20 protein-coding genes are annotated in these 24,502 nt (G+C 43.5%); 1 reads left to right on the top strand and 19 read right to left on the bottom strand.

The genetic code is table 11. The features are described from left to right. Positions 1–316: 316 nt before the first annotated feature. The 13 genes from QWZ17_RS11795 to QWZ17_RS11735 all read right to left on the bottom strand — a co-directional run bounded on the left by QWZ17_RS11795 (position 317) and on the right by QWZ17_RS11735 (position 12,854). Entirely contained in the window at positions 317–1,162 is an 846-nt protein-coding gene (locus QWZ17_RS11795; protein WP_290305415.1) for a hypothetical protein, read from the bottom strand. Position 1,163: 1 nt separating this feature from the next. Then, positions 1,164–1,646: an SgcJ/EcaC family oxidoreductase gene (locus tag QWZ17_RS11790; RefSeq protein ID WP_290305414.1), complete on the bottom strand. Its 483-nt coding sequence runs from the start codon at positions 1,644–1,646 to the stop codon at positions 1,164–1,166. A gap of 32 nt (positions 1,647–1,678) precedes the next feature. Beyond that, on the bottom strand, positions 1,679–2,257 hold the full coding sequence (locus tag QWZ17_RS11785; protein WP_290305413.1) for a cupin domain-containing protein: 579 nt from the start codon (positions 2,255–2,257) through the stop codon (positions 1,679–1,681). Positions 2,258–2,418: 161 nt separating this feature from the next. Then, positions 2,419–3,723 carry a serine hydrolase domain-containing protein gene (locus QWZ17_RS11780; protein WP_290305412.1) on the bottom strand — a complete coding sequence of 435 codons (1,305 nt, stop codon included), beginning with the start codon at positions 3,721–3,723 and terminating at the stop codon, positions 2,419–2,421. A gap of 181 nt (positions 3,724–3,904) precedes the next feature. Then, positions 3,905–4,939: a hypothetical protein gene (locus QWZ17_RS11775; RefSeq protein WP_290305411.1), complete on the bottom strand. Its 1,035-nt coding sequence runs from the start codon at positions 4,937–4,939 to the stop codon at positions 3,905–3,907. Between the two features lie 53 nt (positions 4,940–4,992). Beyond that, a complete protein-coding gene (locus QWZ17_RS11770; RefSeq protein WP_290305410.1) occupies positions 4,993–5,586 on the bottom strand; it encodes a hypothetical protein in 594 nt (197 codons plus the stop codon). 11 nt (positions 5,587–5,597) lie between these two features. After that, a complete protein-coding gene (locus tag QWZ17_RS11765; RefSeq protein WP_290305409.1) occupies positions 5,598–5,822 on the bottom strand; it encodes a hypothetical protein in 225 nt (74 codons plus the stop codon). A gap of 31 nt (positions 5,823–5,853) precedes the next feature. Next, the gene (locus QWZ17_RS11760) at positions 5,854–6,339 is read right to left on the bottom strand and encodes a hypothetical protein (protein WP_290305407.1); all 486 of its coding nucleotides are present in this window, start codon (positions 6,337–6,339) and stop codon (positions 5,854–5,856) included. A 34-nt stretch (positions 6,340–6,373) separates the two neighbouring features. After that, a complete protein-coding gene (locus tag QWZ17_RS11755; protein WP_290305406.1) occupies positions 6,374–7,177 on the bottom strand; it encodes a hypothetical protein in 804 nt (267 codons plus the stop codon). 52 nt (positions 7,178–7,229) lie between these two features. Beyond that, positions 7,230–8,093: a hypothetical protein gene (locus QWZ17_RS11750; protein ID WP_290305404.1), complete on the bottom strand. Its 864-nt coding sequence runs from the start codon at positions 8,091–8,093 to the stop codon at positions 7,230–7,232. Positions 8,094–8,293: 200 nt separating this feature from the next. After that, entirely contained in the window at positions 8,294–11,164 is a 2,871-nt protein-coding gene (locus QWZ17_RS11745) for an ATP-binding protein (protein WP_290305403.1), read from the bottom strand. A gap of 306 nt (positions 11,165–11,470) precedes the next feature. Beyond that, positions 11,471–11,836 (bottom strand): bactofilin family protein, encoded by a 366-nt coding sequence (locus QWZ17_RS11740; RefSeq protein WP_290305402.1) that lies wholly within the window; start codon positions 11,834–11,836, stop codon positions 11,471–11,473. 142 nt (positions 11,837–11,978) lie between these two features. Further along, complete coding sequence (locus QWZ17_RS11735) at positions 11,979–12,854, bottom strand: M23 family metallopeptidase (protein WP_290305401.1); 876 nt, start codon at positions 12,852–12,854, stop codon at positions 11,979–11,981. A 203-nt stretch (positions 12,855–13,057) separates the two neighbouring features. Here QWZ17_RS11735 and QWZ17_RS11730 point away from each other — a divergent pair, with 203 nt between their 5' ends. Continuing rightward, complete coding sequence (locus QWZ17_RS11730; RefSeq protein WP_290305400.1) at positions 13,058–13,468, top strand: BrxA/BrxB family bacilliredoxin; 411 nt, start codon at positions 13,058–13,060, stop codon at positions 13,466–13,468. Between the two features lie 92 nt (positions 13,469–13,560). Here QWZ17_RS11730 and QWZ17_RS11725 read toward each other — a convergent pair whose 3' ends face one another. From QWZ17_RS11725 to QWZ17_RS11700, 6 genes are all read right to left on the bottom strand, one after another. Continuing rightward, on the bottom strand, positions 13,561–14,019 hold the full coding sequence (locus QWZ17_RS11725) for a PIN domain-containing protein (protein WP_290305399.1): 459 nt from the start codon (positions 14,017–14,019) through the stop codon (positions 13,561–13,563). Next, on the bottom strand, positions 14,012–14,245 hold the full coding sequence (locus QWZ17_RS11720) for a UPF0175 family protein (protein ID WP_290305398.1): 234 nt from the start codon (positions 14,243–14,245) through the stop codon (positions 14,012–14,014). Before QWZ17_RS11720 ends, QWZ17_RS11725 begins: the two co-directional genes overlap by 8 nt. Before the next feature lie 150 nt (positions 14,246–14,395). Beyond that, entirely contained in the window at positions 14,396–16,789 is a 2,394-nt protein-coding gene (locus QWZ17_RS11715) for an ABC transporter permease (protein ID WP_290305397.1), read from the bottom strand. A 146-nt stretch (positions 16,790–16,935) separates the two neighbouring features. Next, positions 16,936–19,296: an ABC transporter permease gene (locus tag QWZ17_RS11710; protein WP_290305396.1), complete on the bottom strand. Its 2,361-nt coding sequence runs from the start codon at positions 19,294–19,296 to the stop codon at positions 16,936–16,938. A gap of 143 nt (positions 19,297–19,439) precedes the next feature. Continuing rightward, positions 19,440–21,812, bottom strand: a complete 2,373-nt coding sequence (locus QWZ17_RS11705; protein WP_290305395.1) for an ABC transporter permease — start codon at positions 21,810–21,812, stop codon at positions 19,440–19,442. A 173-nt stretch (positions 21,813–21,985) separates the two neighbouring features. Next, positions 21,986–24,415 carry an ABC transporter permease gene (locus QWZ17_RS11700; protein ID WP_290305394.1) on the bottom strand — a complete coding sequence of 810 codons (2,430 nt, stop codon included), beginning with the start codon at positions 24,413–24,415 and terminating at the stop codon, positions 21,986–21,988. Positions 24,416–24,502: the final 87 nt, after the last annotated feature.

Genomic DNA, 24,502 nt, shown 5'->3' with positions numbered 1-24,502 from the left:
TAGCCGCGCTTTTCTATAGGTAGCCGCTATGCGGCATAACTTGCGTGGGGCACCTCACTACAAACAGGTAGCCGCTATGCGGCATATAATTTGAACAGGTATCTTTCTAAAAACAGATATTGGGATACGGCAATTAAAGAGCTTATTTAAGCCGGCAAAACTTGTTCACTTGTCTATTCCTACACGCAAATCTGCCGCATAGCGGCTACCTATTTGTAGCTCTCCAATATTCCCGAGTTTTTTGCCGCGTAGCGGCTACCTGTTATACAGGTCAATAGTCTTGCAAAGGTTTTAATCCTTACTATTTATTAAACAATTAATTTTTTGCTGGTCTTAACAAATGTATCCCTATTAAATAAGGCATTATAAAAGAAATAGCAGGTATAGCAACCAGGTAACCTAATGTACCGAAAGGCTCAGGCCAGGTGGGCGGTATGAGTACCAGTAAAATACCCATCAAACCACAGCCTGTATACCAACGAAAAGCGGACACACTAAACAAACCCATTACCTTGAGTGAAGCCGCGAAAAGCATAGTCCCCAGGTAAATTAACGCGACCTCGGCCACGCTGATCACATAAAATAAACTTTTTTCAGGCACATACAAATCGGGACGCTTTGCGCCCGGATTGGTTACAAACGCCCGGAACGCGTCCGTAAGGTAAAAGCCCCAGAATGCCATATTGATGATAAACAGCGGGATTGCTATACTAACGGCCGTAAATGCCAGCACCGAATATAGGTTCTCGCCTTTGGCCTGCAATCGTGTTTTTAAGAGCGCGGCACCTAACAGTAATAAAATGCCGCCTGCTATGAGTATGCTGAAGCGTGTTTGTTGTTCGGCAGCTGTATCAACCCAGCCCTGTAACGTTAAAGGCGGCCGCCCCATGCCCGCGAACATGGAAAACATTAACCATGGTGTAAACAGCAACAAAGCGGTAATAGCCTGTTGCTTACCCCGTTCGCCGTTGCTCCAAAGCCGGCGTACGCCCAGGTTATACGCGGCGGTTAGCATTAAACAGGCATTTAGTACCCAGGCAGGTACAAATACACTACTACTCACCTGCCCTATCCCAAAACCAATAGCAAAGGTTGCTAATGGAACAAGCCATAGGTAAAACAGGCTTAGTTTCTGTTTAAATTGATCTGGTTTCTTATCCATTTTACTTTATTCCTTTTTCCAGTTTGGCATTTTGCCCCGCCAGTATTTTCCAAACACCATCGCGTTTTACCAGTATAATCATCCGCCTGAACTCAAACGTTTGCCCGGGGAAACGTTCGTCATTATCTAACCCCGTACGCACATGTGAAATAGCCACATCGGGCTTTGTGTAGGTGATATCTTCAACGGCACGGGTGTAATAATGAGTTGCCTTAAAATAAGTATCATGTACCTGTTTATAGTGAAACTGAATATCGTCCCGCCCTTTATAGTAAGCCCCAAACCAATTTACCCAGGTGGCATCAACGGTGTAATTATCGGCCAGGCCTTTAGGATCGTGACGGTTCCAGGCATCTTCATAATTTTTAATGAGCTGCCGTATGGCGGTGTTTTCTTTTACGGTGTCTATTTGCTGGCTGTAGGCTTTAAAACCACACAACCAGCACAGACAAACTACTATGAACTTGAAACTACTAACTTTCATAACTGTTGATTAATAGGGGGAGTATTTTGAACTTAAAAAGCTTTTAAAATATCAATTGGTGGTCCAACGCGTTCAAAGCCGTGTTGTTTTCTAAACTCGTCCTGCTCGGCTTCCGATTTACCTTTCATTTGGCCTTCGCTTATGGCTATAAAACATTCTTCCATTTTACCGGCCGGCTGAAAGGTTGTGAGCATGCGGCCGACACCCTCTCCCACTTTTGAAAACGCATGTGGCACCCCACGCGGACCAAACACGCTGTCGCCCGGTTTAACGCGGTGCATCGTATCGCCCACTTTAATTACAAACTCGCCTTCCAATATGTACCACCATTCGTCTTGCTCATAATGCAAATGAAGGTTTGGCCCACCCTTTTTTACGCGCGAAGATTCGTATACATATAAATCGCCATCGGTATCTTTGGTAGATACCTTGGTATAAAAAGTATCGCCATCGAAAAGGTTAATGGGCTTTTGAAAGCGGTCGGCACCGGCATCTGTTTTATAGCCGGCCTTTTCTCTAAGCATTGTATAGCTTTTTGCAATACTGCTAACGGGGCTTGCTAAAACAGCACCCGTTACAGATAAAATGCGGAGGAAGGTATTACGTTTCATGGCAGGTTTTAGTAAAAGTTTGCAGTATAAGGTTAATGGTCTTATTATATAGCAGGCTGTTCTTTTACTTGATTACGGTAAAAGCAAGCATTAAATCATTGTTGTTATTTAATAGTGATAAGGTTTAGGTTAAAAACTTTTATACGCGTCTTTTTATGTGCCTATTTTAGGAACAAATCATCTGTAGCCCAGGTTGGGTTTTTGGCGTATGCCTTCCAGAAGATCTGGTCTAAATCATTATCAAAATTGGCCGAAAAACTGCGGGTATTGGTTAAGATCACAAAGTTAAAGCCATTATCAAGGCGTGCCTGTTCTGTAGCGGTGCCGGGCAAACTTCCCTGGTGAAAATAGTTTTTACCTGCTATTGCCCAGCCGCAACCATAAGCGGCGTTGGCTGTTGAACCGGTGTACATGGTATTTAATGTTGCCGATGTAAGGATATCCGTACGTACCGAAAATTTATCGATGTAAACCAGGAACCGGGCCAAATCTGCAGCGGTGGCAACCCAGCCGCCATGCGAGTCCATCCGGGTGATTTGGTAGGCGTAAGGGTCTTCGCCGCTTTGACCGTAGTAAGTAACCTCTTTTGATTGTTTTTGAGCAAGCGTATTGCCACCAATGGTCATATCTGTAATGCCAATAGGCGTTAATACCAGTGTTTTTACGGCTTCTTCATAGGTTTGGCCGGTGATTTTTTCAATCACACGTCCTAATATGCAGTAACCAAAGTTAGAATAATCGTAGTTGGTACCGGGTACATGATCAAGCGGGCGGTTATCCAATGTCCAGGTAATAAGCTGCGCCGCTGTCAGTGTCGGGTTGCTAAACATAGGGTCGTTTACCGAATTACCCCAACCGCCAGACGTATGGTGCAGCAATTCATCAATAGTAATATCGGTAATATACGGACCGTAAGTTTTAGTGCCATAGGTTTTACCCAATAAAGCGCCATCGCCAAATACCTTGTCATCCAGTTTTATTTTACCCTGATCAAGCAAGCGCATAATAGCAACGGATGTAAATTGCTTTGAAAGACTGGCCAATCGGTAACGATCGCTGATAACGGCCTTGGTATTTTTTGATTTATCAGTTATACCATAAGCTTTCAGGTAAACTAACTTTTCGCCTTTGGTAATGGCTACTGATACTGCCGGTACGTTATAAGCAGCCATAAAAGAGTTCACCTCATCATCTAAAGCGGCAACAGCTACTTTACTGGCTACAAGCGTATCAGCAACAATGACAGTTCCGGTGCCTGTTCCAGTCCCTGTACCAGTTCCAGTCCCCGTACCTGTTCCGGTGCCAGTACCCGTTCCAGTGCCGGTCCCGGTGTCTGTTTTAACAGGCGGGGGCGAGCTTTTACTGCAACCCGCAAAAAGCAACAAGCCGGCAACAGCTATTAATTGGATGAATTTTAATGTTTTCACTGCATGGCAGTAAATCCCTGATTTATAGATTTTTTTCATAAGTGAGTAGGTGGTGTTGTAATTATTAATTGAACACGATAACTATAGGAAAATGTAACAGGGACTCAAAGAGACATAAACAGGCGCAAAAATTCTTTCGCGCATGTTGCAAATACTTTCGATTTTGTTGCATGATTAACTAAAGCTTGCACTTTGGTGTGTATTAACCGATAACTGAAACCTACTTACAATTGTAAGTGAACGTATTTACCGCCGAACTATTAATGGACATGCTAATCGGCAAATTTTTATCGTTGTATTGATAAGTAAGGGTAGCATCAATATTGGGAGGTGGCTGGCCTCTAACAAGTATCAGCTTACCGGTAATTTTAACCGGGTTATTTTTGCTGAGTATGGCACAGCGGCCTGCCCAATACTTCAACTTATCCAGGTTGTAGGCCGAGTAACCGCTAAAATCCTGGCCAATAAATTTCCAGTATCTGGAAATGGTCGTGTAGGGCGATAGTTTATCGTCATAAGAGATGGTCAACAAATCGTCAGAGATTTGTTTATAATCTATACGGGTATCCCCAGTTGGATAATTGATGGTCTTTTTTGAAAAATCATGTATGATTTTTACCTGCGTTACGTTGTCATTACCATCATAAGTAAAATTGAGCTCGTCCCTGAAATTTGCAAAGCCCTCTGCATCCGGATCGCCATTACCCTTAACTAAAATAGTAGTGAGGTGTTTTTTTGCATCATCGTACACATATTGAAACAGTGAATCTTTTAGCAAGCTACTTGCCGGATTTGTAGCAACAAACTTTTGGGTCATAAACTGAGGATTGCCATCATAAATATTTCCACTGCCGCCGCTGTAAACATTGGTAAGGTTTATGATACCGTAAAGGTGGGTGCCATTACCGGTAACCGATGCTGAAGGGTAAGAATCAACCGACTGGGTTTGGCTAATGGTTTCTGTAAACACCCCGTAATAAAAATTGGGGGCCGTCATTTTTATGAGTAAACCTTTATCATCATAAGTAAACTGGCGGGTTCCCAGGGCCTGGTCTATATCGGTTGCTATAGCGCAACCAGTGGGGTTTACTACAACCGGCGGCGGGTTATTAGTGGGCTTGCCGCAACTATACAGGGTGATTAATAAGCTAAATACAAACAGGTAGCCAAACGGGACCCTGGCGCTGGTTTTAGCGCGCTCATTACTGCCGCGCCGCGCCTTGATATATGCAAAGCGTTGTTGGTTTGTTTTCATTATTGGTAGATTTTATTATTGTGTTTGGTAAAATGTTAAGGTAAGGCTGGTGATTAATCAGCTGTCAGTTTTATGGGGATAGCAATGTCCTTTCCCACATCAAGGATGTGTAAAGCAAGGCTCTTTGCATTATTGGGCACATCAAAAGTTACGGTGCCAACCTGCTCGGCATGGCGTTCAACCAGCTGGCTCAAATCGCCGGACGGTGCCGTAAGTGATCCATCGACAGCAAGCCTGAAACCCTCGTTCCAAAAGGTAGCCGGCGAGTAATTGCTGTTGTTTTTGTATTTAATTTTTATAGCCAGCGAGTTTGTTTCGGGCGTTGTGGCCTCAAGCGTTGAACTGACAATGGTGTATTCATGATCTTCAATTTTCACCTTCGTCATTGAAAACTCGGCCTTTAACTGTTGGGCCGGCTTAGCCTGCTCAGTATTTTTTATCGTTGACGTATCAATATTCTTTTTACCGTCGGGCTTTACTTCCGTAGCGGATTTTATTTCTGTAGCGGGTTTGCCTGCCGCAGCGGTTTTGCTAAAAAAACCGGCCCCGTTTAATGCTACAATTAAACCGGTAACTGCGGTTACTATACCTGCAATGCCGGTTATAATTCCGGGCACGGTTGTCCAAAAGCTTTTTTCATCGGGCATGGTAGTAGTTATTAAGGGTTACCGGTTGAGGTTATTGAATTGCTTTGTTCCCGGGCCTTTTTATAGGCCAGTTTTTTCCTCCTGTCGTTAAACAAGGTTACTACAGCATATATAAATACAGCCAGCATTAACAGGATTTCTTTGGTATCTTTTTTAACAATGCCATCCACCACACAAATGGGGCCCAGCACTGACAGGCAAATAAGGGTCGGTTTTCTCGGCAATAAAATGGCCATGATAAATAATTAAAAGGTTATCGATTTATGCTTATTGTACAACCAGGTCTGCTTCGGCATTTATCTCATTGCCGGCTGTTACCTTATCCCATATGTGTACTTTAAGGTGATAGGTTTGGCCGGATATTATCGGGTTTGCAACAGTGATATCGCCGCGTAGTTCGCTGGCATTTGCAGGGGGATAGCCTGGTGCGCCTTCAAATAAATCGGGAGCGTTAAGTACCGCCTTTCCCGTTTTATCGGTTACCACCAGCATCATCCCCGGGTAAACCTTGCCATCCTTTTGGCCATAATTTGATATGCCCAGCGCCACTATGGCCATTTTTGTATTAAGCGGTACCTTATTGCTGCTCATACGATTGTTGGCAGCGTCAATCAGCAAAACGTTTTGCAGGTTAAAGCCTTTGTATTTGTATGATAAACCGGTAGCAAAATCTGTTTTAAAACCCGAGCTAAAATTGCAACCCGCAAATAAAATGCAGGTTAGTATAAGCGTAATGATGTATTGTTTTTTCATTTTTTGTTATTTATACGTTGTATATAGTGCCTGTTTATTGATAAGCGATATCGATGATGATGTTATAGTAAGGATCAACAGAATCAAGCTGCTGTATCTTATCAATATTACCCTGCGCGTTTTTGTGATAGGTTACATTATAGGTACGGCCAAACGTTTTTATTACCGATGGCAGAAGCTTGCCTGCGTATATTGAAGGGAAAATATATCCGCTGCCGCCATTGTTGTTTGGCACATAATCACTCGGGAAATCGGCGGTGCCGAAGTAATCGAAACCAAAGTTTTTCCCTCTGAGTGTATTTACATTTTCGGCCAAAAAACCCGAATAGGTAGCTGTAGTTACAGCGCCTTTATTGTCTGTTATTGTACCCGATAAAAGGTTATCATTATCATCCCAGGTATAAGCGTAGGTGTAAGTATTGATAAGCTGGCCGCTAACGGTGCGGCTTTGCACAATCTTTGCTAACCGCCCTTTGCTATCATAATTAAATGTTGAATTGTATCGTTCGGCACTGTAATAACTCAAAACGGTGATAGCGTGTCCGTCTGTTAAATTCACATCGGTAATCAAATTATCCTTGGGGCCATCGGGGCGTACTATTTCAAATCCGCCCGCGTTGTACGTGATCACCCCATCGGTTGTGCCTACCGTGGCAAGTCTCTTTTTATCATCATAGGTGTTATTAAAAACCACCCTCAGATTAGAATAGGTTACCACCATTTGAGTTACCAATGGAGTGGCTGTTGTTTGCTGGTTTGGGGTGTTACCTGTTTTTGAACAGGATATCACGGTGATTGCAACAAGCAGTATGGTTAAAGTTGTTTTTATGTTTTTCATTGAAAAATTACCGAATTAAGAGTTAATAAAGCGGGATAAAACAAACGCTTTGTTATTGATAGGCTACATCTAAATAATAGTAGTCGTTAGCGTCTCCCACGTTGGTTTGCTCTATCCTGTCAATGTATCCCTGGGCATTTTTGTGGTACACTACGTTATAGTTTACGGTGCCATAAATTGTAAACCTGGATGGTAAAGTTTTGCCGGGGTAGCATAACGGTAATATAGCTCCGCTTGATCCATCGCCGCTGGGATAAAACTGCCCTGTGTAACTTGATGTACCGAAATAATCGAAACCGAAATTTTTGGCCGACAGCGTATTTACATTTTCGGTACTAAAGCCCGAATACACTATTTTGTATCCCTTATCCGGAGTAGTATTCTGATCATAAACATTTGATCCTGTAAGATTATCATTATCGTCCCAGGTAAAGGTGTAAACCAATATGCGCGTTGGATAGGGCGGGGAAGCGTTAAGAGCAATAGTTTGCAATATTTTTATTAAACGCCCCTTGCTGTCATAGCTAAATGCAGCACTAACCGGTAAATTTTGGTTTACATCTTTAAAGAACACATTATAGTTAGCCGTTTTGATGTGTCCATCCTCCAGGTTAAAATCCATCACCTTCCTTTTATTGGCCTCGGATGTGTTTATAATTTGAAAACCGCCCAGGTTATAGGTAATGGGATTACTAAAAGCGATGTTGCTACTTGCGTTATTGTAGCTTGTGCTGATCAGCCTTTTTTGATCGTCATAACCATAATTAAAAATTTCCCTGAAGTTGCGGGTAGTTGTGGCAAGGGCTTTAATTAGCGGTGTGGATACGGGTTTATCAACACTATCGCCACTTTTGCTACAGCCTGTAATGGCTACCGCGGCAAAAATTGCCACCAAAGCGGACTTAAAAATTTTCATAAGCAGATAAGTTAGATGTGTTTATTTGTAACACGGTTCAACCCATATTAAACAGGGTGCAACGCGTTTCAAATCGTTCACAAATAAACATAGCCAGCCAGAAAATTACTTTCGCGCACGTTGCAAATACTTTCGATTTTGTTGCATTTTTTATCCGCAAGCAATAATCTTAATCTAAAAAAATAATTGGGAGTTAAAAATCAGACTTCCACCACCTTGCTTGGGGCAAAGCCAAAATGACGAGAGAAACTGGCCGAAAAGCTGGCGGGGCTGCCAAAGCCAACCATATAGGCTACCTCAGATACGGTTGCCACCCGGCGCTGCAGCAAACCATATGCGTATTGGAGGCGCACAATGCGAATGAGTTCGCCGGGGGCCTGACCAATGAGGCCTTTAAGCTTGCGGTGCAGTTGGGTACGGCTAAGCCCCATATCAATAGCAAGCTGATCTGCACTGTAGCCTTCCTCGTTCAGGTGGCCTTCAACCGCCTGGCGTACCCTGGCTATAAAGTCCTGCTCAATAGAAGGGAGGGTAATGGTATCGTTAAGCCACAAATCGCGACTGCTGTAATGCTGCCGCAGCTGCTCGCGCACGCTAATGAGGTTTTCAATAATGGCAAGCAGCTCCCGCTGATCAAAGGGCTTGGCCAGGTAAGCGTCGGCCCCTGTTTCAATTCCCTGTATCCGGTTTTCAAGCCCGGCCTTCGCGGTAAGTATTATAACGGGGATATGGCTGGTCCGCTGGTCCTTTTTAAGCGTTTCGCTTACCTCATAACCGCTTACCCTGGGCATCATCAAATCGGTAATAACCAGGTTGGGGATGTGCTGCAAACCCAGGCTGATGCCTTCTTCGCCGTCGGCCGCTGTAATGAGCCTGTACCGGCCCGCCAATGATTGCCTGATAAACTCGCGCAGCTCCTGGTGGTCTTCAATCAGCAAAATAAGCGGACTGTTTTCGTCGGCTACCAACACCTCTTCGGGATTCACCATCGCTGTAAAAATGCCGGTATCTGCTGTTTCCAATAAATCCGTTGTAACCGGCGTTGTGGCGGTGTATGGCATATCAACGCGTATTTCTGTAAACAGCCCTTCCATGCTTTCAGCCATAATTTGCCCGCCCATCAGTTCAACCAGCTCTTTGGTAAGCGCCAGCCCGATACCGGTACCACCGACCGACCGCGTATCTGATGGATCGACCTGGTAAAAACGGGTAAAAATATAGGGCAGCTTGGCGGCAGCGATTCCTCTGCCGTTATCCCGTACCCTCAGCGTAAAAGAGTTGGCAAGTTCGCCGCCATTTTCGTTCAACCCAATCACTACCTTTCCTCCATCGGTAAATTTTATGGCGTTTGAAAGGATGTTGAGAACCACCTTATCCATTTTATCACGGTCTGCCAATACCCAAAGCACGTTTCTGTTGGCATAAAAGTGCAAAAAGACACCCTTTTGTAAAGCCAACGATTCGCAGGATAACGTGTGTAGCCTCACAAGCGCTACCAGATCAACCGGGGTAAGGTTTACGTCCATCAGGCCGCTTTCTACCTTACTTAAATCCAATAGCTGGTTAATTAGTTGCAACAACCTGTCGGCATTGGTAATGATAAGCTTCAGGTTTTTTGTTGTGTTGCCGTTAGGGGTATATAACAACTCCTTAGCCGGGTTCATAATTAGTGTAAGCGGCGTTTTAAACTCGTGGGTGATGTTGGTAAAAAAGCGCGATTTTACGGCATCTAATTCCAGCAGCTTATCGGCCTGCTCTTTCAGTTCGGCGGTGCGCAGCTGTACAATTTGCTCCAACCGGCGGGCCTCGCCGGCTATCAATTCGGTTTTCTCGGTTTCCTGGGCAAGGGCGCGGGCCGATAGGTTTTCTATTTCCCTTAGTTTTGCGGTAAGTTTTTGATTGGTGCGCGCAAAATCAAGCGCCAGGTAAAGCGAAAGGCAAAGCGGCAGTACCAATGAGCCGGCCCCCATCACAAACAGACGCATGGAGTTAAGGCCGTAAGGCCAAATACCAAAGGCATCGTCCCAGGCAAAATAATACACCAGTATAATCATGGTTACGCCGGTGCCAATAAGCCACGCGTCTTTTTGCCCCCGCTTAATAACCTGCACTGCCGACCACAGCCCATCCATCATACAAATAAAATAGGCTATCGAAAAATAGTCATCCCACTTAGTGGTTTTAAAAAACCAAAACTTTAATACATACTCTGTAAGGTAAAACAACGTGATTACGCTTAAGGTAACTATACGCCAGCGGGGTATGCGGCGGTAATTAAACACGTACAATAGTAGTACGGCGGCCCACATGATAAGCACTTTACAGGCAAACGTGGTAAAATCGGCAAAGTACTGTACCGCAGGGTAAGGGGTAAAATAAAACTGGTAAACTGCTATACCGTTAATCCCTATAAGCAATACCAGTAAGGCGTAATACGCGTTGAGCTTTTGGCGGGGATAAAACAAAAAGAACAAAAAGTGCAAAAGGCCTAAAATGAGTTGCGCGGCGGCAAACATGGGCAAATAGTCAAGCAGTTTTTTACCGGCGCTAACTTTTTCGGCACGCGTGTCATAATCTCCTATCCAGAGTTGAAAGCCCCAAAAATCCTGGTAAACACCAAAAAAATTTGAGTAACGGATGGTGAGCAGGTGAGGCCGGGTATCTTCAAGCCACAAGGGTATCATATCGCGTGGGGCGCGGATAGCCCGCATTTGTTGTGCCGAGTGGCCCACTTTACCGTAGCCACCAATGGGTTTGCCATCTAAAAATAATTCAGAAGCCCCGTCATGATTAATAGCGATAAAAAGCTTCCTGTTCAATAACCCTGTATCCGCCTTTATCCATAAACCAAACCAACCCATGCCGCTCCATTTACGCGGGGCATTTAGTTGGCCAAAAATGGTATGCCGCAAAGTATCCCACCTGGCTGTAGTGGTTACAGCTGCCCGGCCGCCCGGCAATTCGCCGGGGTGAAAATACCAAACCGAGTCGTCAAGAAAAAGCTGGTTGTTTTTGCCAAAATCGGCCTGGCGTAATGTGTTTACCCGCTGAGCGTATGCAGGATTAACCATGCATAATAATACCAGGCACGCTAAAAACGCACAGCATCGGAGATAGCTATATGAAAAAATACGCCTCTGATACATGTAAAATAAACCAACGCTCCCTTATATCTCAAAAATAATATTTTATACTCTGGGTATCAATGGTTAATTAATAATATAATACAGAAGGGAGTAGTGCTTTTAAAAGCGCCCCAGGAGATAAGGAATATAGCGTAAAATGTGTGAGGGTGTGAATCTCTTACTTGTTTGTTTACAAAGAGGTAGCAGTTTCGCGGCAAGTGGAAGGATATGTAAGGTCGAGCAAAACGTCCTCTACACCTTTACAACACCCATGGTAAGCTGGCCGTTGTATACGCCACCTGTTTCAACCAGTAGGGTTTGGGTTTTTATTTGGCCGGTAATTTTGCCGGTGGCCCGTATTTCAATTGATTCCGTTTGGATATCGCCATGAACAGTACCATAAACAACAATCTCTTTGGTGATAATATTGCCTTTTACCTCCCCTTTTTCGCCAAGGATAAGCCCTTCTGTTACGGTTACATCGCCATTAACCAATCCGTCAATGCGGGCAACTGCCGGGGCCGTAAGGCTGCCATCTAAAACACTGCCTTCACTTATCAGGGTTGATATAGCCTGAAGGTCAAGCGCCACTTTATCCTTTTTACCGAAAATAGCCATAGGTTTTTTTAGTAGTAAGTAGTTAGTATCAAGTAGTAAGTATTTACTTACTGCTTGATACTTGATTTATTTGTATTAAGTGATAAGTATATTGTAGCACCTAAAATGGGTCTTGCTACTTGATACTTACTACTTGATACTCCTATTTATTTAGTGTTAAAAAATTAACCGGGTTTACAGGTTTGCCGTTGCGACGTACTTCGTAGTGCAGGTGCGCGCCGGTTGAGTGACCGGTTGAGCCTACCAAGCCTATCTCATCGCCAAGGTTTACCTGTTGCCCTACCTTTACTTTGATTTTTGAAAGGTGCCCGTACACGGTTTGAATATCGTTGATGTGCTGTATGCGGATGCAATTGCCATAGCCGTTTGTCCAGCCGGCAAATACTACTTTACCACTGGCGGTACATTTTACCTCGTCGCCTTTTTTGCCTTTAAAATCAATACCGGGATGAAACTCGGCACTGCTGCTATCAAATGGGTCGCTGCGGTAACCAAAAAAGGAGGTAAATGAGCTGATGCGCGGGTAACCCATAGGTGTAAACGCTATGGTACCCATCAGGTGGTTAAGGTAATCGTTATACAGGGAGTATACTTCTTTATCGCTTAGCTTTTTGCCTTCGGCATTGCTATCGCCACCCAAACCTTTGGTGCTAAAGCCTTTTAAGCCGCGGCGGCGCAGGTAATCATTAATGGTTTTTAGCTTGCCTTCAATGGCTTGTATGTATGATTGCGCGCTGCCTTCTTTACCTTGTACCTGCGGGGTGGTGGCCGTTACCGGCGCGGCGCCTTTTAGTTTGGCAATTTGAACCAGCAGCTTTTGTTTTTCAATTTCCTGGGTGGTGTTTTGTGATCTTAAATAAAAAATACATCCAACCAAAACCACCACTACGGCTGCAATGCCGGCGGCGTAATGTTTAAGCCTGTTAAGATGTTTGGTTTTTATTTGTAAAGACTTTGTAGGCAATTGGTTCTTATTAATGATAACAACCGTACTGATATCAGATGTCTTTTTTTTCATTCAACTTATTAATTAGGGGCGTGCAATATAACGATAACATCGAATATATCAATAGCTAACATGAACAATAAGCTTATTATGTGGCAATTATATCTACAAGCCGCATCGTCAGCAAAATGTTATTATTGAGTTTTTTAAACGGGATTTGCATATCATTTGTTATTTTTGTTAGTTGATAAAAATCTAATTAAAGAAAATATACTATGTATCCAGAATATTTGGTTGCCCCAATGCGGGAAGATTTAACAAGAGTGGGCTTTACAGAATTGAAAGATGCTGATGCTGTAAAAAACGCCATTGAAAGCGAAGGAACTGTATTTGTTATGGTAAATTCTGTATGCGGCTGCGCTGCTGCCAACGCGCGCCCTGCTGCCAGGATTGCTGCCGCTAACGAAAAACACCCTGACAGATTAGTTACCGTTTTTGCAGGTATGGAAAAAGACGCGGTTGATGTTGCACGTAACTACATGCTGCCTTACCCTCCGTCATCACCATCAATGGCTTTGTTTAAAGATGGCAAACTGGTACACATCATCGAGCGTCACCAAATTGAAGGCCGCCCCGCGCAAATGATTGCCGATAACCTGATTGGCGCTTTTGAGCAATACTGCTAATTGAGCTGAAAGCCGAAGGCTAAAAGCAAAAAGCTGAAAGGATGGTGAATCCTTTCAGCTTTTTTTGTTGGGGTATATTTCTCTACCGGTTTCTAATCTTTAAAATCATCAAGAATCCTATCTAACATTGCGGGGTCAATCCTAAAATCTGTCAATTTGATCAATTCAAAATATGGCCTCAAAGAACTGATTTTATGTTGTTGGCGACAAGTAATTAAAACACCAATAGTTCCTGTAAACCGGATATTGAGCTGACCTGCAAGCCGACGTCCTTTAAAATCATCTACAATGAGCAAAACATCAGGAATTTCCTGAGCCAACGCAATTGCACTTGCCTCTCCTAAATCTACCTGTTTATTGTAAGCCGCTACCAAAGCTATATCCTTTACAGGTATAACCTGTATCCAATCGGGCAATATCTTCTTAAACTCAGCTGCAATTTCTGGAGTGGTTATGATATGCTCATAAACGTTATGAAGTATATCAAATGCTCCAATATTATCGAGCAGGATTAGACAGCTGGTATCCGTGATAACTATGTATTCAGCCATTGATCCGGGCTACATCGGCCATCACATCTTCATAGGTATACTGAATGTAATTTACACCGAAACTATTGAGCACAGCGGGGAAATCTGCTTTATCGATGTCACACATTTCGGCAGCCTGCCCTAACGACAATTTCCCGGCTTCATAAAGCTTTGCTGCAATTAAACGCACTGTTTCATCATGCGCTTCTTCAAGCGCATCCGGAACGTGTAATGTTATCGTAGTCATTTTATAAAGATAATTATAAAATCAAAAAGAACAAAGTTGAGCTAAAAGCAAAGGCTGAAAGAGTGATAAATTCTTTCAGCCTTTTTTGTTTCATATAACCATTACCAATATGCAAAAACCTTTTGCCTTTATCCTTTCGCCTTTAACCTCTTATTCCGATCTCAGGCTTTTCACCGGGTTCATGAGCGCGGCTTTAATGCTTTGGTAGCTTACGGTAAGCAGGGTAATACTGATAGCCCCCACCGCGGTTGCTCCAAATATCCACCAGGAAAGTTCGGCGCGGTACTTGTAATCCTGCAGCCAGCCGTGCATAAAGTAGTATGCGGTTGGGATAGCGATGAGCAATGCTATGGAAACCAGCACCACAAAATCAACCGACATTAATCGCCACAAACCAAATACCGATGCCCCCAATACTTTGCGTACGCCAATCTCTTTGGTGCGTTGTTCGGCCATAAAGGAGGCCATGCCAAATAAGCCCATACAGCTAATGAAGATGGCCAACAGGGTAAAGAAACCGGCAAGCTTGCCTATGCGTTCTTCGTTGGCAAATTTTTGAGCATATTGATCGTCGGTAAATTTGTATTCAAAGGGGCTGCCAGGGGCATACTGCTTCCAGGCAGCTTCAATTTTGGCTAACGTTTCGTGCGCGCTCATTTTAGGGTTAATGCGAATGTCAACCATGCCACCCGTGCCTTTATTTAGGTAAAACACGCTCGGCTGTATAGGTTCATACGGCGATGACATTACCATATCTTTTACCACGCCAATAACCTGGAATTTTTTATACCATTCTACCATTTCGCCCACCGGGTGTTTCAGGCGCATAAATTTAACCGCGGCCTCGTTCAAAATCATACCCGATGAATCGGCCATGTTATCTTTTGAAAAATCGCGGCCATCCACCACCTTCCATTGCGCGGTTTTACCAAACTCGGGGCTTACGCCTATGGTGCCAAAATCATCCTGCAAAGCGGGGTCTTTATCGCGCCATTTAAAACCACTGTTATCAGAATAAACGTCGGTAAGCGGACTGTCCGATTCGGCCATATCCACAATAGCGCCAGATTGTTGAAGGTCGTTCCGCACTGCTTCAAAATGTTTGTGAATTTCATCGGTACGCATATCAATTTGGATCAGCCCTGTACGCTCATAGCCAACCGGTCGGTTTTTGGTAAATTGAACCTGACGAAAAACGATGATGGTACCAATAATCAACGTAACCGAAACCGTAAATTGCAGCACCACTAATATTTTGCGGGGCAGGGCCGCCAGCTTGCCTGCTTTAAAAGTTCCCTTTAACACTTTTACCGGCTGAAACGACGACAGGTAAAAGGCCGGATAACTACCGGCAATAATGCCGGTAAATATGCTGAAGCCAATCCCAATAATCCAAAACCAGGGGTTAAACCACAGTACCGAAATTGTTTTATCGGCCACCTGGTTAAACCAGGGCAATATCAGCTGTACCAGTACCAACGATAACAGGAAGGCAAATACCGTAACTATCATCGATTCCATAAAAAACTGACCAATCAATTGGCTTCTTAAAGAACCTACCGTTTTACGGATACCTACTTCCTTAGCCCGTTTTTCACTGCGGGCGGTGCTTAAATTCATAAAATTGATACAGGCCAACAGTAATACAAAAACACCGATGAGACCAAACATCCATACAAATTTAATATCGCCGCCAGTGTTGATGCCGTTTTTAAATTCGGAGTACAAATGCCATTTTTCCATAGGATGTAAAAAAATAGCGGCTTTAAAAGTTAGGCCTATTTTATCTTTATTAAGCGCCAGGCCCACCATTTTCAGGTTTTTTATTTTGGCCTCTACTTTATTGATATCGGCATTGGGCTGCAACTGGGCAAACAGCTGCCAGGAGTTATTACCCCAGGTAGTGCGGGCCTGTTTAAGGTAAGGCTGCGTGGTCATAAACAAATCCCAGGGGGCAATAAAGCCCAGTTCTTTAAAACTGGTGTTATGCGGCAGATCTTCATACACGCCGGTAACTTTTACGTTCCATTGATTGTCTATTTTTATAGGCTTAAACATAGGATCGGCATTGCCGAAAAGTGCCTTTGCAAGAGATGCCGAAAGCATAATAGACGACTGATCTTTCAAGGCCGACCGCGTGCCCTTCAGCATCTTTAACGTAAGCAAATCCGGAGCTTCGGCTTGCATATATGAGCCGGCATAGGATAGCTTTTTATCGCCAAAGGCCAGGATATGGTTAAAGTTCCAGGTAGATAGTACCACATATTTAAAATCGCCTTTGTACTCGTCCCTTAACTGGTAGCCCAGCGGAAGCGGAATGGAGTTTTGCGAACCCACCTCGCCATTAAAGGTTTGATGCTGCATCACCCTCACAATGCGATCATAACTCTGGTGATATTTATCATACGATAACTCGTTCCAGATCCAAAGCCCGATAAGCACAGCCACCGCCATACCAACCGAAAGCCCCGTTACATTAATAAACGTATGCGCCTTATTTTTAACAAGGTTACGCCATGCGATTTTTAAATAATTCTTAAACATAGTAGTTCATTGGTTCACTTGTTCATTAGTTCATTGGTCTTGTCAGATGGTCAATGAAAATTCAATAATGACCTAATGACGCAAAGCAAATGACCTAATGACTATTCCCTATCTTGATTCTTGACTCTTAATTCTTGACTCTATTCTTATTCACTCCTTAAGCTTTTCACCGGGTTGGCCAGGGCCGCTTTGATGGCCTGGAAACTTACTGTTGCCAGGGTAATGGCTATAGCGCCAATACCGGCAAAGGCAAATATCCACCAGGTAATACCTTCTTTATATTGATACTGTTGCAGCCAGCCATTCATAAAGTAATAGGCCACAGGCACCGCTATTAACAGGCTGATGGTGACCAACAGTACAAATTCGGCCGATAACAGGCGCCACAGGTTTACTATCGATGCCCCAAGCACTTTGCGTACCCCTATTTCTTTTACACGCTGCTCGGCTACAAATGATGCTAAACCAAACAGGCCCAGGCACGATATAAAGATGGCCAAACCGGCAAATACCGAGGCAAGGTTACCAACCCGTTCTTCGGTAGCAAACTTGCGGGCGTATTCATCATCATTAAACTTAAAATCAAACGGACTGCCGGGATTATACCTTTTAAACACGCCTTCAATTTTAGCCAACGCATCGTGCACGGGCATATTGGGCTTAATGCGGATGGTGATGTTATTTACCCAATAAGGGTTCATCAAAAATATGGTAGCCACGGTTTTATTATATGGCGATTCCATGATCATATCTTTCACCACGCCGGCTATAACATAACTTTTACCTCCCCAACGCATCAGTTTACCTACCGGATTTTTAATTCCGCTTAGTTTTACTGCCGATTGATTAAGGATGATGGCGCTGGTATCTGTGGCATATTTTCTTGAAAAGTCGCGACCTTCCACAACCTTCCAGCCTACGGTGTTACCAAAATCATAGGTTACGCCTATGGTGCCAAAAGTAGGGTCGGGGCCCGGCGTTTTGCCTTCCCAATCAAAGCCGCCATTGTTTGACCATATCTGCGTAGTTGGGCTATTTGCCTCGGCCATATCACTTACCGCGCCGGTTTGGAGCAGATCGTTACGCAGGGTTTCATAATGCCCGTAAATATCCGGCGTATTCATCTCAATGGTGATTAAGCCCGCACGTGAGTAACCTACAGGCCGGTTTTTTGCGTAATTGATTTGCCTTAAAACAATGATGGTACCTATTATTAAAACAATGGATACGGTAAACTGCACCACCACCAATATTTTACGTGGCAACGATGCCAGCTTGCCCACTTTAAAAGTTCCCTTAAGCACTTTTACCGGGTTAAAGGCCGATAAATAAAACGCCGGGTAACTGCCTGATAATAAACCTGTAAAAATGGAAAAGCTTAAAGTTCCTACCCAAAAGAAGGCGTTGGTGTAAGGTATGTGCACATCCTTATCTGCAATTTGGTTAAAGTAGGGTAAAGCCAATATCACCAGTATAAAAGTTAAACCCAGGGCTAAAAAAACCACCAATAACGATTCGCTTAAAAACTGCTTAATGAGTTGCCCGCGTACCGAACCGATTGCTTTACGGATGCCTACTTCTTTGGCCCGTTTTTCGCTTTTGGCGGTGCTCAAGTTCATGAAATTAATACAGGCCAGTAATAAAACAAACATGCCTATCAGGCCAAAAAGCCAAACAAATTTTATAGCACCACCAACAGATTTGCCGTTTACAAACTCGCTGTACAAGTGCCATTTGCTCATGGGATGTACAGCCATTACCTCATCGTTCATTTTAAAATGAGGCTTGGTGATGTTTCTTATTTTGGCCGATACCTTATCAAAATTGGCATGCTCATTCATCAGCACATACAGGTTACAGCCGTGATTACCCCAGGCGGTGGTTTGGATATTCCACCAGTTGGCTTTATTGGCCCAGGGCAACATAAATTGTGTGTTGTAAAACGACGTGTTTTTAGGCAGATCCTCGTAAACACCCGCCACTTTCATATCTGTTTTATTATCAATGCACACTACCTTGTTTATAGGGTCGGCATCGCCAAATAAAGCCGTAGCTACCGATTGTGAGAGTAGGAAGTTTGAAGGATCATTAAAACCGGCATAATTACCTTTTATCATTTTTAACGATAAAATTTGCGGCAAACCTGCCTCGGCCCAGGTGCCGTTTTGCGAGATCTTTTTATCGCCAACGGCCATAATATGTGTGCCCGCCCAGGTTAAGGCCGTCAGTTTAAAATCATTGCCATACTTACTGCGCAGCTCTTCGCTTAAAGGTACAACCGTTGTAGGGAATGTTACCACTTCCCCATTGGACGTTTGCGTGGTCATAAGTTCGCCCACGCGATCATAATTTTGATGATACTTATTGAACGATAATTCGTCCCATATCCACAAACCTATCAACATAGCCACGGCCATACCTATTGATAACCCCGCCACATTTATAAATGTGTGCCCTTTGCTTTTAACAATGTTACGCCAGGCAATTTTTAAATAATTTCTTATCATAGTGTTGGTTCATTGGTTCACTTGTTCATTAGTTCATTGGTCTTATCAGCTAGTCATTGAAAATTCAATAATGACTTAATGACGCAAAGCAAATGACCTAATGACTAATTTCCTATCTTGACTCTTAACTCTTGATTCTATTTTTATTCAGATCTCAAACTTTTTATTGGGTTTATCAGCACCGCTTTGATGGCCTGGAAGCTTACTGTTATCATCGCTATTACAATGATGATTGCGCCGGCCAGGGCGAATACCCACCATTGCATGGGCGTTTGGTAAGCAAAATCACGCAGCCAGGCGGTCATGGCGTACCAGGATACCGGTAAGGCTATAAACAACGAGATAACCACCAGCACGAGAAACTCTGACGACAACAGGGCGAAAAGCGAAGTAACGCTTGCCCCTAATACCTTGCGGATGCCAATCTCTTTAACACGCTGTTCGGCAGTAAACATGGCCAGACCCAACAAACCAAGGCACGATATAAATATGGCCAGGAAAGCAAAGGCGTTTGATAGCTTGTTTACTATCTGCTCGTTTTGATAAAGCTTTTGGTACTCATCGTCAGAAAAAGTGTAAGTAAACGGAAATGCCGGATTAATTTGCTTGGCAAGCTTCTCCATACTGGCCAACGCCTCGCGGGTTTTGCCGGGCTGCGTTTTCACCAGGATATTACCGTAACCTTCCTGCTCGCCATACCTGATGATAAGCGGCTTGATTTGCTCATGCATGGATGCAAAATGAAAATCTTTTAACACGCCGATGATCTCCCCTTTTTTACCCCAAAAGGTTAAGGGCTTGCCTATTGGGTTGGTATATTTTAATCTTTTGGCAGCGGCTTCATTCACCAGGTATCCAACCGAATCGGTACCGTAGGCACTTGAAAAATCGCGTCCCTGGGCCAGCTTAAGCTTCATCGTTTTTACAAAATCGTAGCCTACCGATACCTGGGTGAATTGAATTTGAACACTATGGTCTTTCCCCACCCAGTCCACATCGCTGGTACCGTTATCCAGCCCGGTTGGAGTATTGGTAATGCGACTTACCGATTGTACACCCGGCATTTGCAAGGCCTCGGTTTTAAAGGTTTCGTACTTTTTGATCAGGTCGCCCCCCATGGGAATATAAATCAGATTTTCGCGATCAAAACCCAGGTTTTTTGATTGCACATAATCCATTTGTTTGGATATAACGATGGTAGCCGTAATCATCACCACCGAAAGGAAAAACTGGAACACCACCAAACCCTTGCGGAACATGGTAGTACCTGTGTTTAATTTAAGCGTTCCTTTTAAAACCGTAACGGGGTTAAACGATGATAAAAATAATGCAGGGTAACTGCCCGATATAAAGCCGGTAGCCAAAGTGATACCTGTTAACTTTAACCAAAAGCCAACCTGGTTAAAAGGCAGCTCTATTTCTTTTTGGGTGATGTGATTAAACACCGGCAGTATAAGCACCAATAGCAGTAAAGAAACCGCCACCGCCAACAGTGTGATCAGCATCGATTCGCCGATGAATTGTTTAATGAGTACCGACCGCACGGCCCCTACTACTTTGCGCACCCCAATCTCGCGAGCACGTTTAACAGACCGCGCTGTGGTTAGGTTCATAAAGTTGATACAGGCTATCAGCAATATAAAAACAGCCACTATGGTAAACAGGTGCACGTATTCAATACGCCCGCCTTTAAACTCGCCGTTTTCAAAGTTGTTGTGCAGGTAGCCGTCTTTAAACAACTGCATGCCCAGCTCTTCGGTAAAAACGCCTTTGCGCTGGTATTTATTCAGGTTATCTAAAAAATGGGTAAGCTTTTTTTGCACGAGGGCCGGGTTGGCATCTGCACGTAACATGATCACTGTTGATGGGCCATTATTGCCCCAGCTTTTTGCCCAGTCGTTATCGGCCAAAAAGGCATCCCAGTTCATGATGTAATCATATTGTTGCGATGATATTTGGGGCAAATCCTGGTAAACGCCGGTAACTTTAAAATCCTTACGGTTTTCGTACCGTATGGTTTTGCCAATAGCCGCATGCGCGCTGCCAAAAAAAGCTTTAGCCATTTTGTTGGATATGGCCATACTTACCGGTGTATTTAAAGCCGTTTGCACGTTGCCTTCAAGCAAAGGAATGGTAAACATTTTAAACACATCGGCACCTCCGCCAACACCTGCCATTTTTAAAATTTTATCCCCTACCTGGAAGGTATTATTGCCGCCGTAAGAGATACCCGTAGCAGCCTCAACTTCGGGAACCTGCTTTTTTATTTCATCGGGCAATAGGCCGGGGGTGTTATACTGACCAACAATTTTATTATCATAATACTGTCGCTCATAAACCGAATACAAACGGTTTCCGTTTGCATGATAAGCGTCTATCTCCACTTCGTTTTGCACCCAAAGCAAAATGAGCAAACTGCAAGCCAGCCCTACAGACAGTCCCGCTATATTTATAAACGTATGCGCCTTATTACGGATAAGGTTTCGCCAGGCTATTTTTAAATAATTCTTAATCATTGTATTTAAACACTAAACCCTAATTTCTAAATCCTAAAAAATAAAATTTCAAATCCTAATTTCTAAGTCCTAAAAAACAAAACTCAAATACTAAGTATCTCATCATTTTTATTAATGACCAATGACTTAATTAAAAAAGTCTTGATTCTTGATTCTTAATTCTTGATTCTCTCCTACTCTGCTTTTAAACTTTTCACCGGGTTCATCAGGGCTGCTTTTATGGCTTGGAAACTTACGGTGAACAGGGCCACTGCTCCCGCTAATATACCTGCCAGGGCAAACATCCACCAGCTTATGGTTACGCGGTATTCAAAATCCTGTAGCCACTTGCTCATTCCCCACCAGGCTAAAGGTGTTGCTATTGCAAAAGCGATGATCACCAGCTTTAAAAAATCTGTAGACAGCAATTGTACTATGCCGGTTACGCTTGCACCTAATACTTTGCGGATGCCTATTTCCTTGCTGCGTTGTTCGGCACTAAACGCGGCGAGGCCAAACAAGCCAAGGCATGAAATTACAATGGCAACCGCCGTAAACGAATTGATGATCTGCGATAGTGTTATCTCGGTTTCATATTGCTTTTGTACTTCGGTATCCAGGAAAGTGTATTCAAAAGGTACTTCGGGGAAATCCTTATGCCAAACCGCCGACATTTTATCAAGCAATGCTTTATAGTTGCTGCTGCCAACAGAAACTACCATGCTATTGAAATAATTAGGATCATTCTGGTACACCATCATAAACGGACGCACCTCGCTGTGCAACGAATTGTAATTAAAGTTTTTCATTACACCGGCTACTTCAACAAAGGTGGCGGGTTTGCCATCGAACTGGCTGTACAGCCTGGTTCCGGGTGCTTTTTGCACATCCAATCCAAGGCGTTTGGCCAGGGTTTCATTAATCAACACGCGGTTGGTATCATTCAGCCTAAAATCGCGACCAGCTATCAGGCTTACACCATTGGCTTTTACAAAATGCTCATCGGTATTGATGTTTTGGGCGTCAACAGCCTCAGCCATGTTACCGCCCGCCAGGAACACGCCATGATCATGCGGTACAAACTGCCCTAAATAGTTATCGGCGTTGTTTACCGCTTTTACTTCCGATAATTCTTTGAGATCATTGGTAAACGCAGGCATCTTTTTCTGCGAGGCTTCGGTGTAAAAATTGAAGATCAGTTTTTGGTTTTTATCGAAACCGAGGTCCTTATTTTTGATGTAGTTTAGCTGACTATAGATAATAATGATACCAGAAACTAAAACTATAGATAAAACAAATTGAAAAACCACCAATGATTTGCGGATGCCCGTTGCCGATACCTGACTGGTAAAATTACCTTTGATAACCTTTATAGCTTCAAACGCCGATAGGTAAAATGCCGGGTAACTACCGGCAACCAAACCGGTAACCGTAATTAAGCTTAGCAGCATTATCCATATTTTATAATTACTAAAAAACGCCAGCTGAATATCGGCTTTGGTAACTTGGTTAAGGTAAGGCAATAACACTATCAACAATGGCAAAGCAACAGCCACGCCAATAAAAGCTAACAGGAACGATTCGCCTAAAAATTGTTTGATCAAATCACCTTTGCCAGCACCTATCACTTTACGCACACCTACTTCTTTGGCGCGTTTTGAAGCACGGGCTGTTGATAGGTTCATGAAATTGATACAGGCAATCACCTGGATCATCACGGCTATTAATATCAGCAGGAATAAAAATTTAGGATCGAGGGTTTTGCTTAATTCATTTTCAAAACCCGGCGTGGTATGAATTTGCGACACAGGTTGCAAATGCAACACCTTTTTCATGCCAATGGCTTTTAATTGGTCGGCAGCATGTTTATTCAAAAAATCGGGAAGTTTTTTTTCAAGGGCAGTAGCGCTTGCATCCGGTCTTAATTTTAAATAGGCATATAAGAAGTTATTACCTGCCCAGGCATCGTTTTTACGCACCGACTCGCCAAAGCCGCCGCTATTCATGGATACATACAGATTACCATGAATGTGCGATTTACCCAGACTTTCATCAACCACACCGCTCACCTTATAATCGTGTTTGCCAAAACCGTTTTCGATAGATATCATTTTGCCAACGGCATCCTCGCTGCCAAAAAGTTTATCGGCAACGGGTTTAAATAAAACTATTGAATAAGGTTCTGTTAATGCTTTGGTGGCATTACCACTTACAAAGTGATAGGTGAATACATCGAAAAAAGTAGAATCCACAAACAAAGCATCCTTCTCGTAAAACGATTTTTCCTTGTAGCGCAGCAGATGTTGCTTGGCACCAAATTTTTCGGTAGTTACCACGCGGGTAAATTGCTGCACTTCGGCAAACTCATTTTTAATAGCCGGTGTTATCGGCGGCGAGCTTGCCCCACTATGGTGCTTATCGCCGGTAAGTTCCAAATCGGTAGTAAGCCTGTAAATACTGGCGGCATCCTTGTGCTGCTTATCATAATTGTACTGATCCTGCACATACAACAAAATATACAAACAACACAAAGTACCCGTAGCCAGGCCAATAATGTTGATGAAACTAAAGGTTTTGTTTTTTAACAAAAACCTCCACGCGGTTTTTAAATAACTCTTTAACATTGTTCACTGATTCATTAGTTCATTGGTTCACCACTCTAATCATTGAGTCATTTGGTCATTGAGTCATTGAATAGTTTAAAATGACTT

Source organism: Mucilaginibacter flavus (assembly GCF_030409315.1).
Classification (GTDB): domain Bacteria; phylum Bacteroidota; class Bacteroidia; order Sphingobacteriales; family Sphingobacteriaceae; genus Mucilaginibacter; species Mucilaginibacter flavus.
The sequence above is the reverse complement of the archived record's forward strand: the minus strand, read 5'-3'. Positions and strand labels throughout refer to the sequence as shown.

What these genes read in the sequence shown, in the direction of transcription:
- QWZ17_RS11710 (WP_290305396.1), bottom strand. Translation starts at nt 19,296, where the DNA reads ATGATAAGAAATTATTTAAAAATTGCCTGGCGTAACATTGTTAAAAGC.
- QWZ17_RS11795 (WP_290305415.1), bottom strand. Translation starts at nt 1,162, where the DNA reads ATGGATAAGAAACCAGATCAATTTAAACAGAAACTAAGCCTGTTTTAC.
- QWZ17_RS11750 (WP_290305404.1), bottom strand. Translation starts at nt 8,093, where the DNA reads ATGAAAATTTTTAAGTCCGCTTTGGTGGCAATTTTTGCCGCGGTAGCC.
- QWZ17_RS11715 (WP_290305397.1), bottom strand. Translation starts at nt 16,789, where the DNA reads ATGTTTAAGAATTATTTAAAAATCGCATGGCGTAACCTTGTTAAAAAT.
- QWZ17_RS11725 (WP_290305399.1), bottom strand. Translation starts at nt 14,019, where the DNA reads ATGGCTGAATACATAGTTATCACGGATACCAGCTGTCTAATCCTGCTC.
- QWZ17_RS11765 (WP_290305409.1), bottom strand. Translation starts at nt 5,822, where the DNA reads ATGGCCATTTTATTGCCGAGAAAACCGACCCTTATTTGCCTGTCAGTG.
- QWZ17_RS11700 (WP_290305394.1), bottom strand. Translation starts at nt 24,415, where the DNA reads ATGTTAAAGAGTTATTTAAAAACCGCGTGGAGGTTTTTGTTAAAAAAC.
- QWZ17_RS11705 (WP_290305395.1), bottom strand. Translation starts at nt 21,812, where the DNA reads ATGATTAAGAATTATTTAAAAATAGCCTGGCGAAACCTTATCCGTAAT.
- QWZ17_RS11780 (WP_290305412.1), bottom strand. Translation starts at nt 3,723, where the DNA reads ATGAAAAAAATCTATAAATCAGGGATTTACTGCCATGCAGTGAAAACA.
- QWZ17_RS11785 (WP_290305413.1), bottom strand. Translation starts at nt 2,257, where the DNA reads ATGAAACGTAATACCTTCCTCCGCATTTTATCTGTAACGGGTGCTGTT.
- QWZ17_RS11720 (WP_290305398.1), bottom strand. Translation starts at nt 14,245, where the DNA reads ATGACTACGATAACATTACACGTTCCGGATGCGCTTGAAGAAGCGCAT.
- QWZ17_RS11730 (WP_290305400.1), top strand. Translation starts at nt 13,058, where the DNA reads ATGTATCCAGAATATTTGGTTGCCCCAATGCGGGAAGATTTAACAAGA.
- QWZ17_RS11760 (WP_290305407.1), bottom strand. Translation starts at nt 6,339, where the DNA reads ATGAAAAAACAATACATCATTACGCTTATACTAACCTGCATTTTATTT.
- QWZ17_RS11740 (WP_290305402.1), bottom strand. Translation starts at nt 11,836, where the DNA reads ATGGCTATTTTCGGTAAAAAGGATAAAGTGGCGCTTGACCTTCAGGCT.
- QWZ17_RS11755 (WP_290305406.1), bottom strand. Translation starts at nt 7,177, where the DNA reads ATGAAAAACATAAAAACAACTTTAACCATACTGCTTGTTGCAATCACC.
- QWZ17_RS11770 (WP_290305410.1), bottom strand. Translation starts at nt 5,586, where the DNA reads ATGCCCGATGAAAAAAGCTTTTGGACAACCGTGCCCGGAATTATAACC.
- QWZ17_RS11735 (WP_290305401.1), bottom strand. Translation starts at nt 12,854, where the DNA reads ATGAAAAAAAAGACATCTGATATCAGTACGGTTGTTATCATTAATAAG.
- QWZ17_RS11745 (WP_290305403.1), bottom strand. Translation starts at nt 11,164, where the DNA reads ATGGTTAATCCTGCATACGCTCAGCGGGTAAACACATTACGCCAGGCC.
- QWZ17_RS11775 (WP_290305411.1), bottom strand. Translation starts at nt 4,939, where the DNA reads ATGAAAACAAACCAACAACGCTTTGCATATATCAAGGCGCGGCGCGGC.
- QWZ17_RS11790 (WP_290305414.1), bottom strand. Translation starts at nt 1,646, where the DNA reads ATGAAAGTTAGTAGTTTCAAGTTCATAGTAGTTTGTCTGTGCTGGTTG.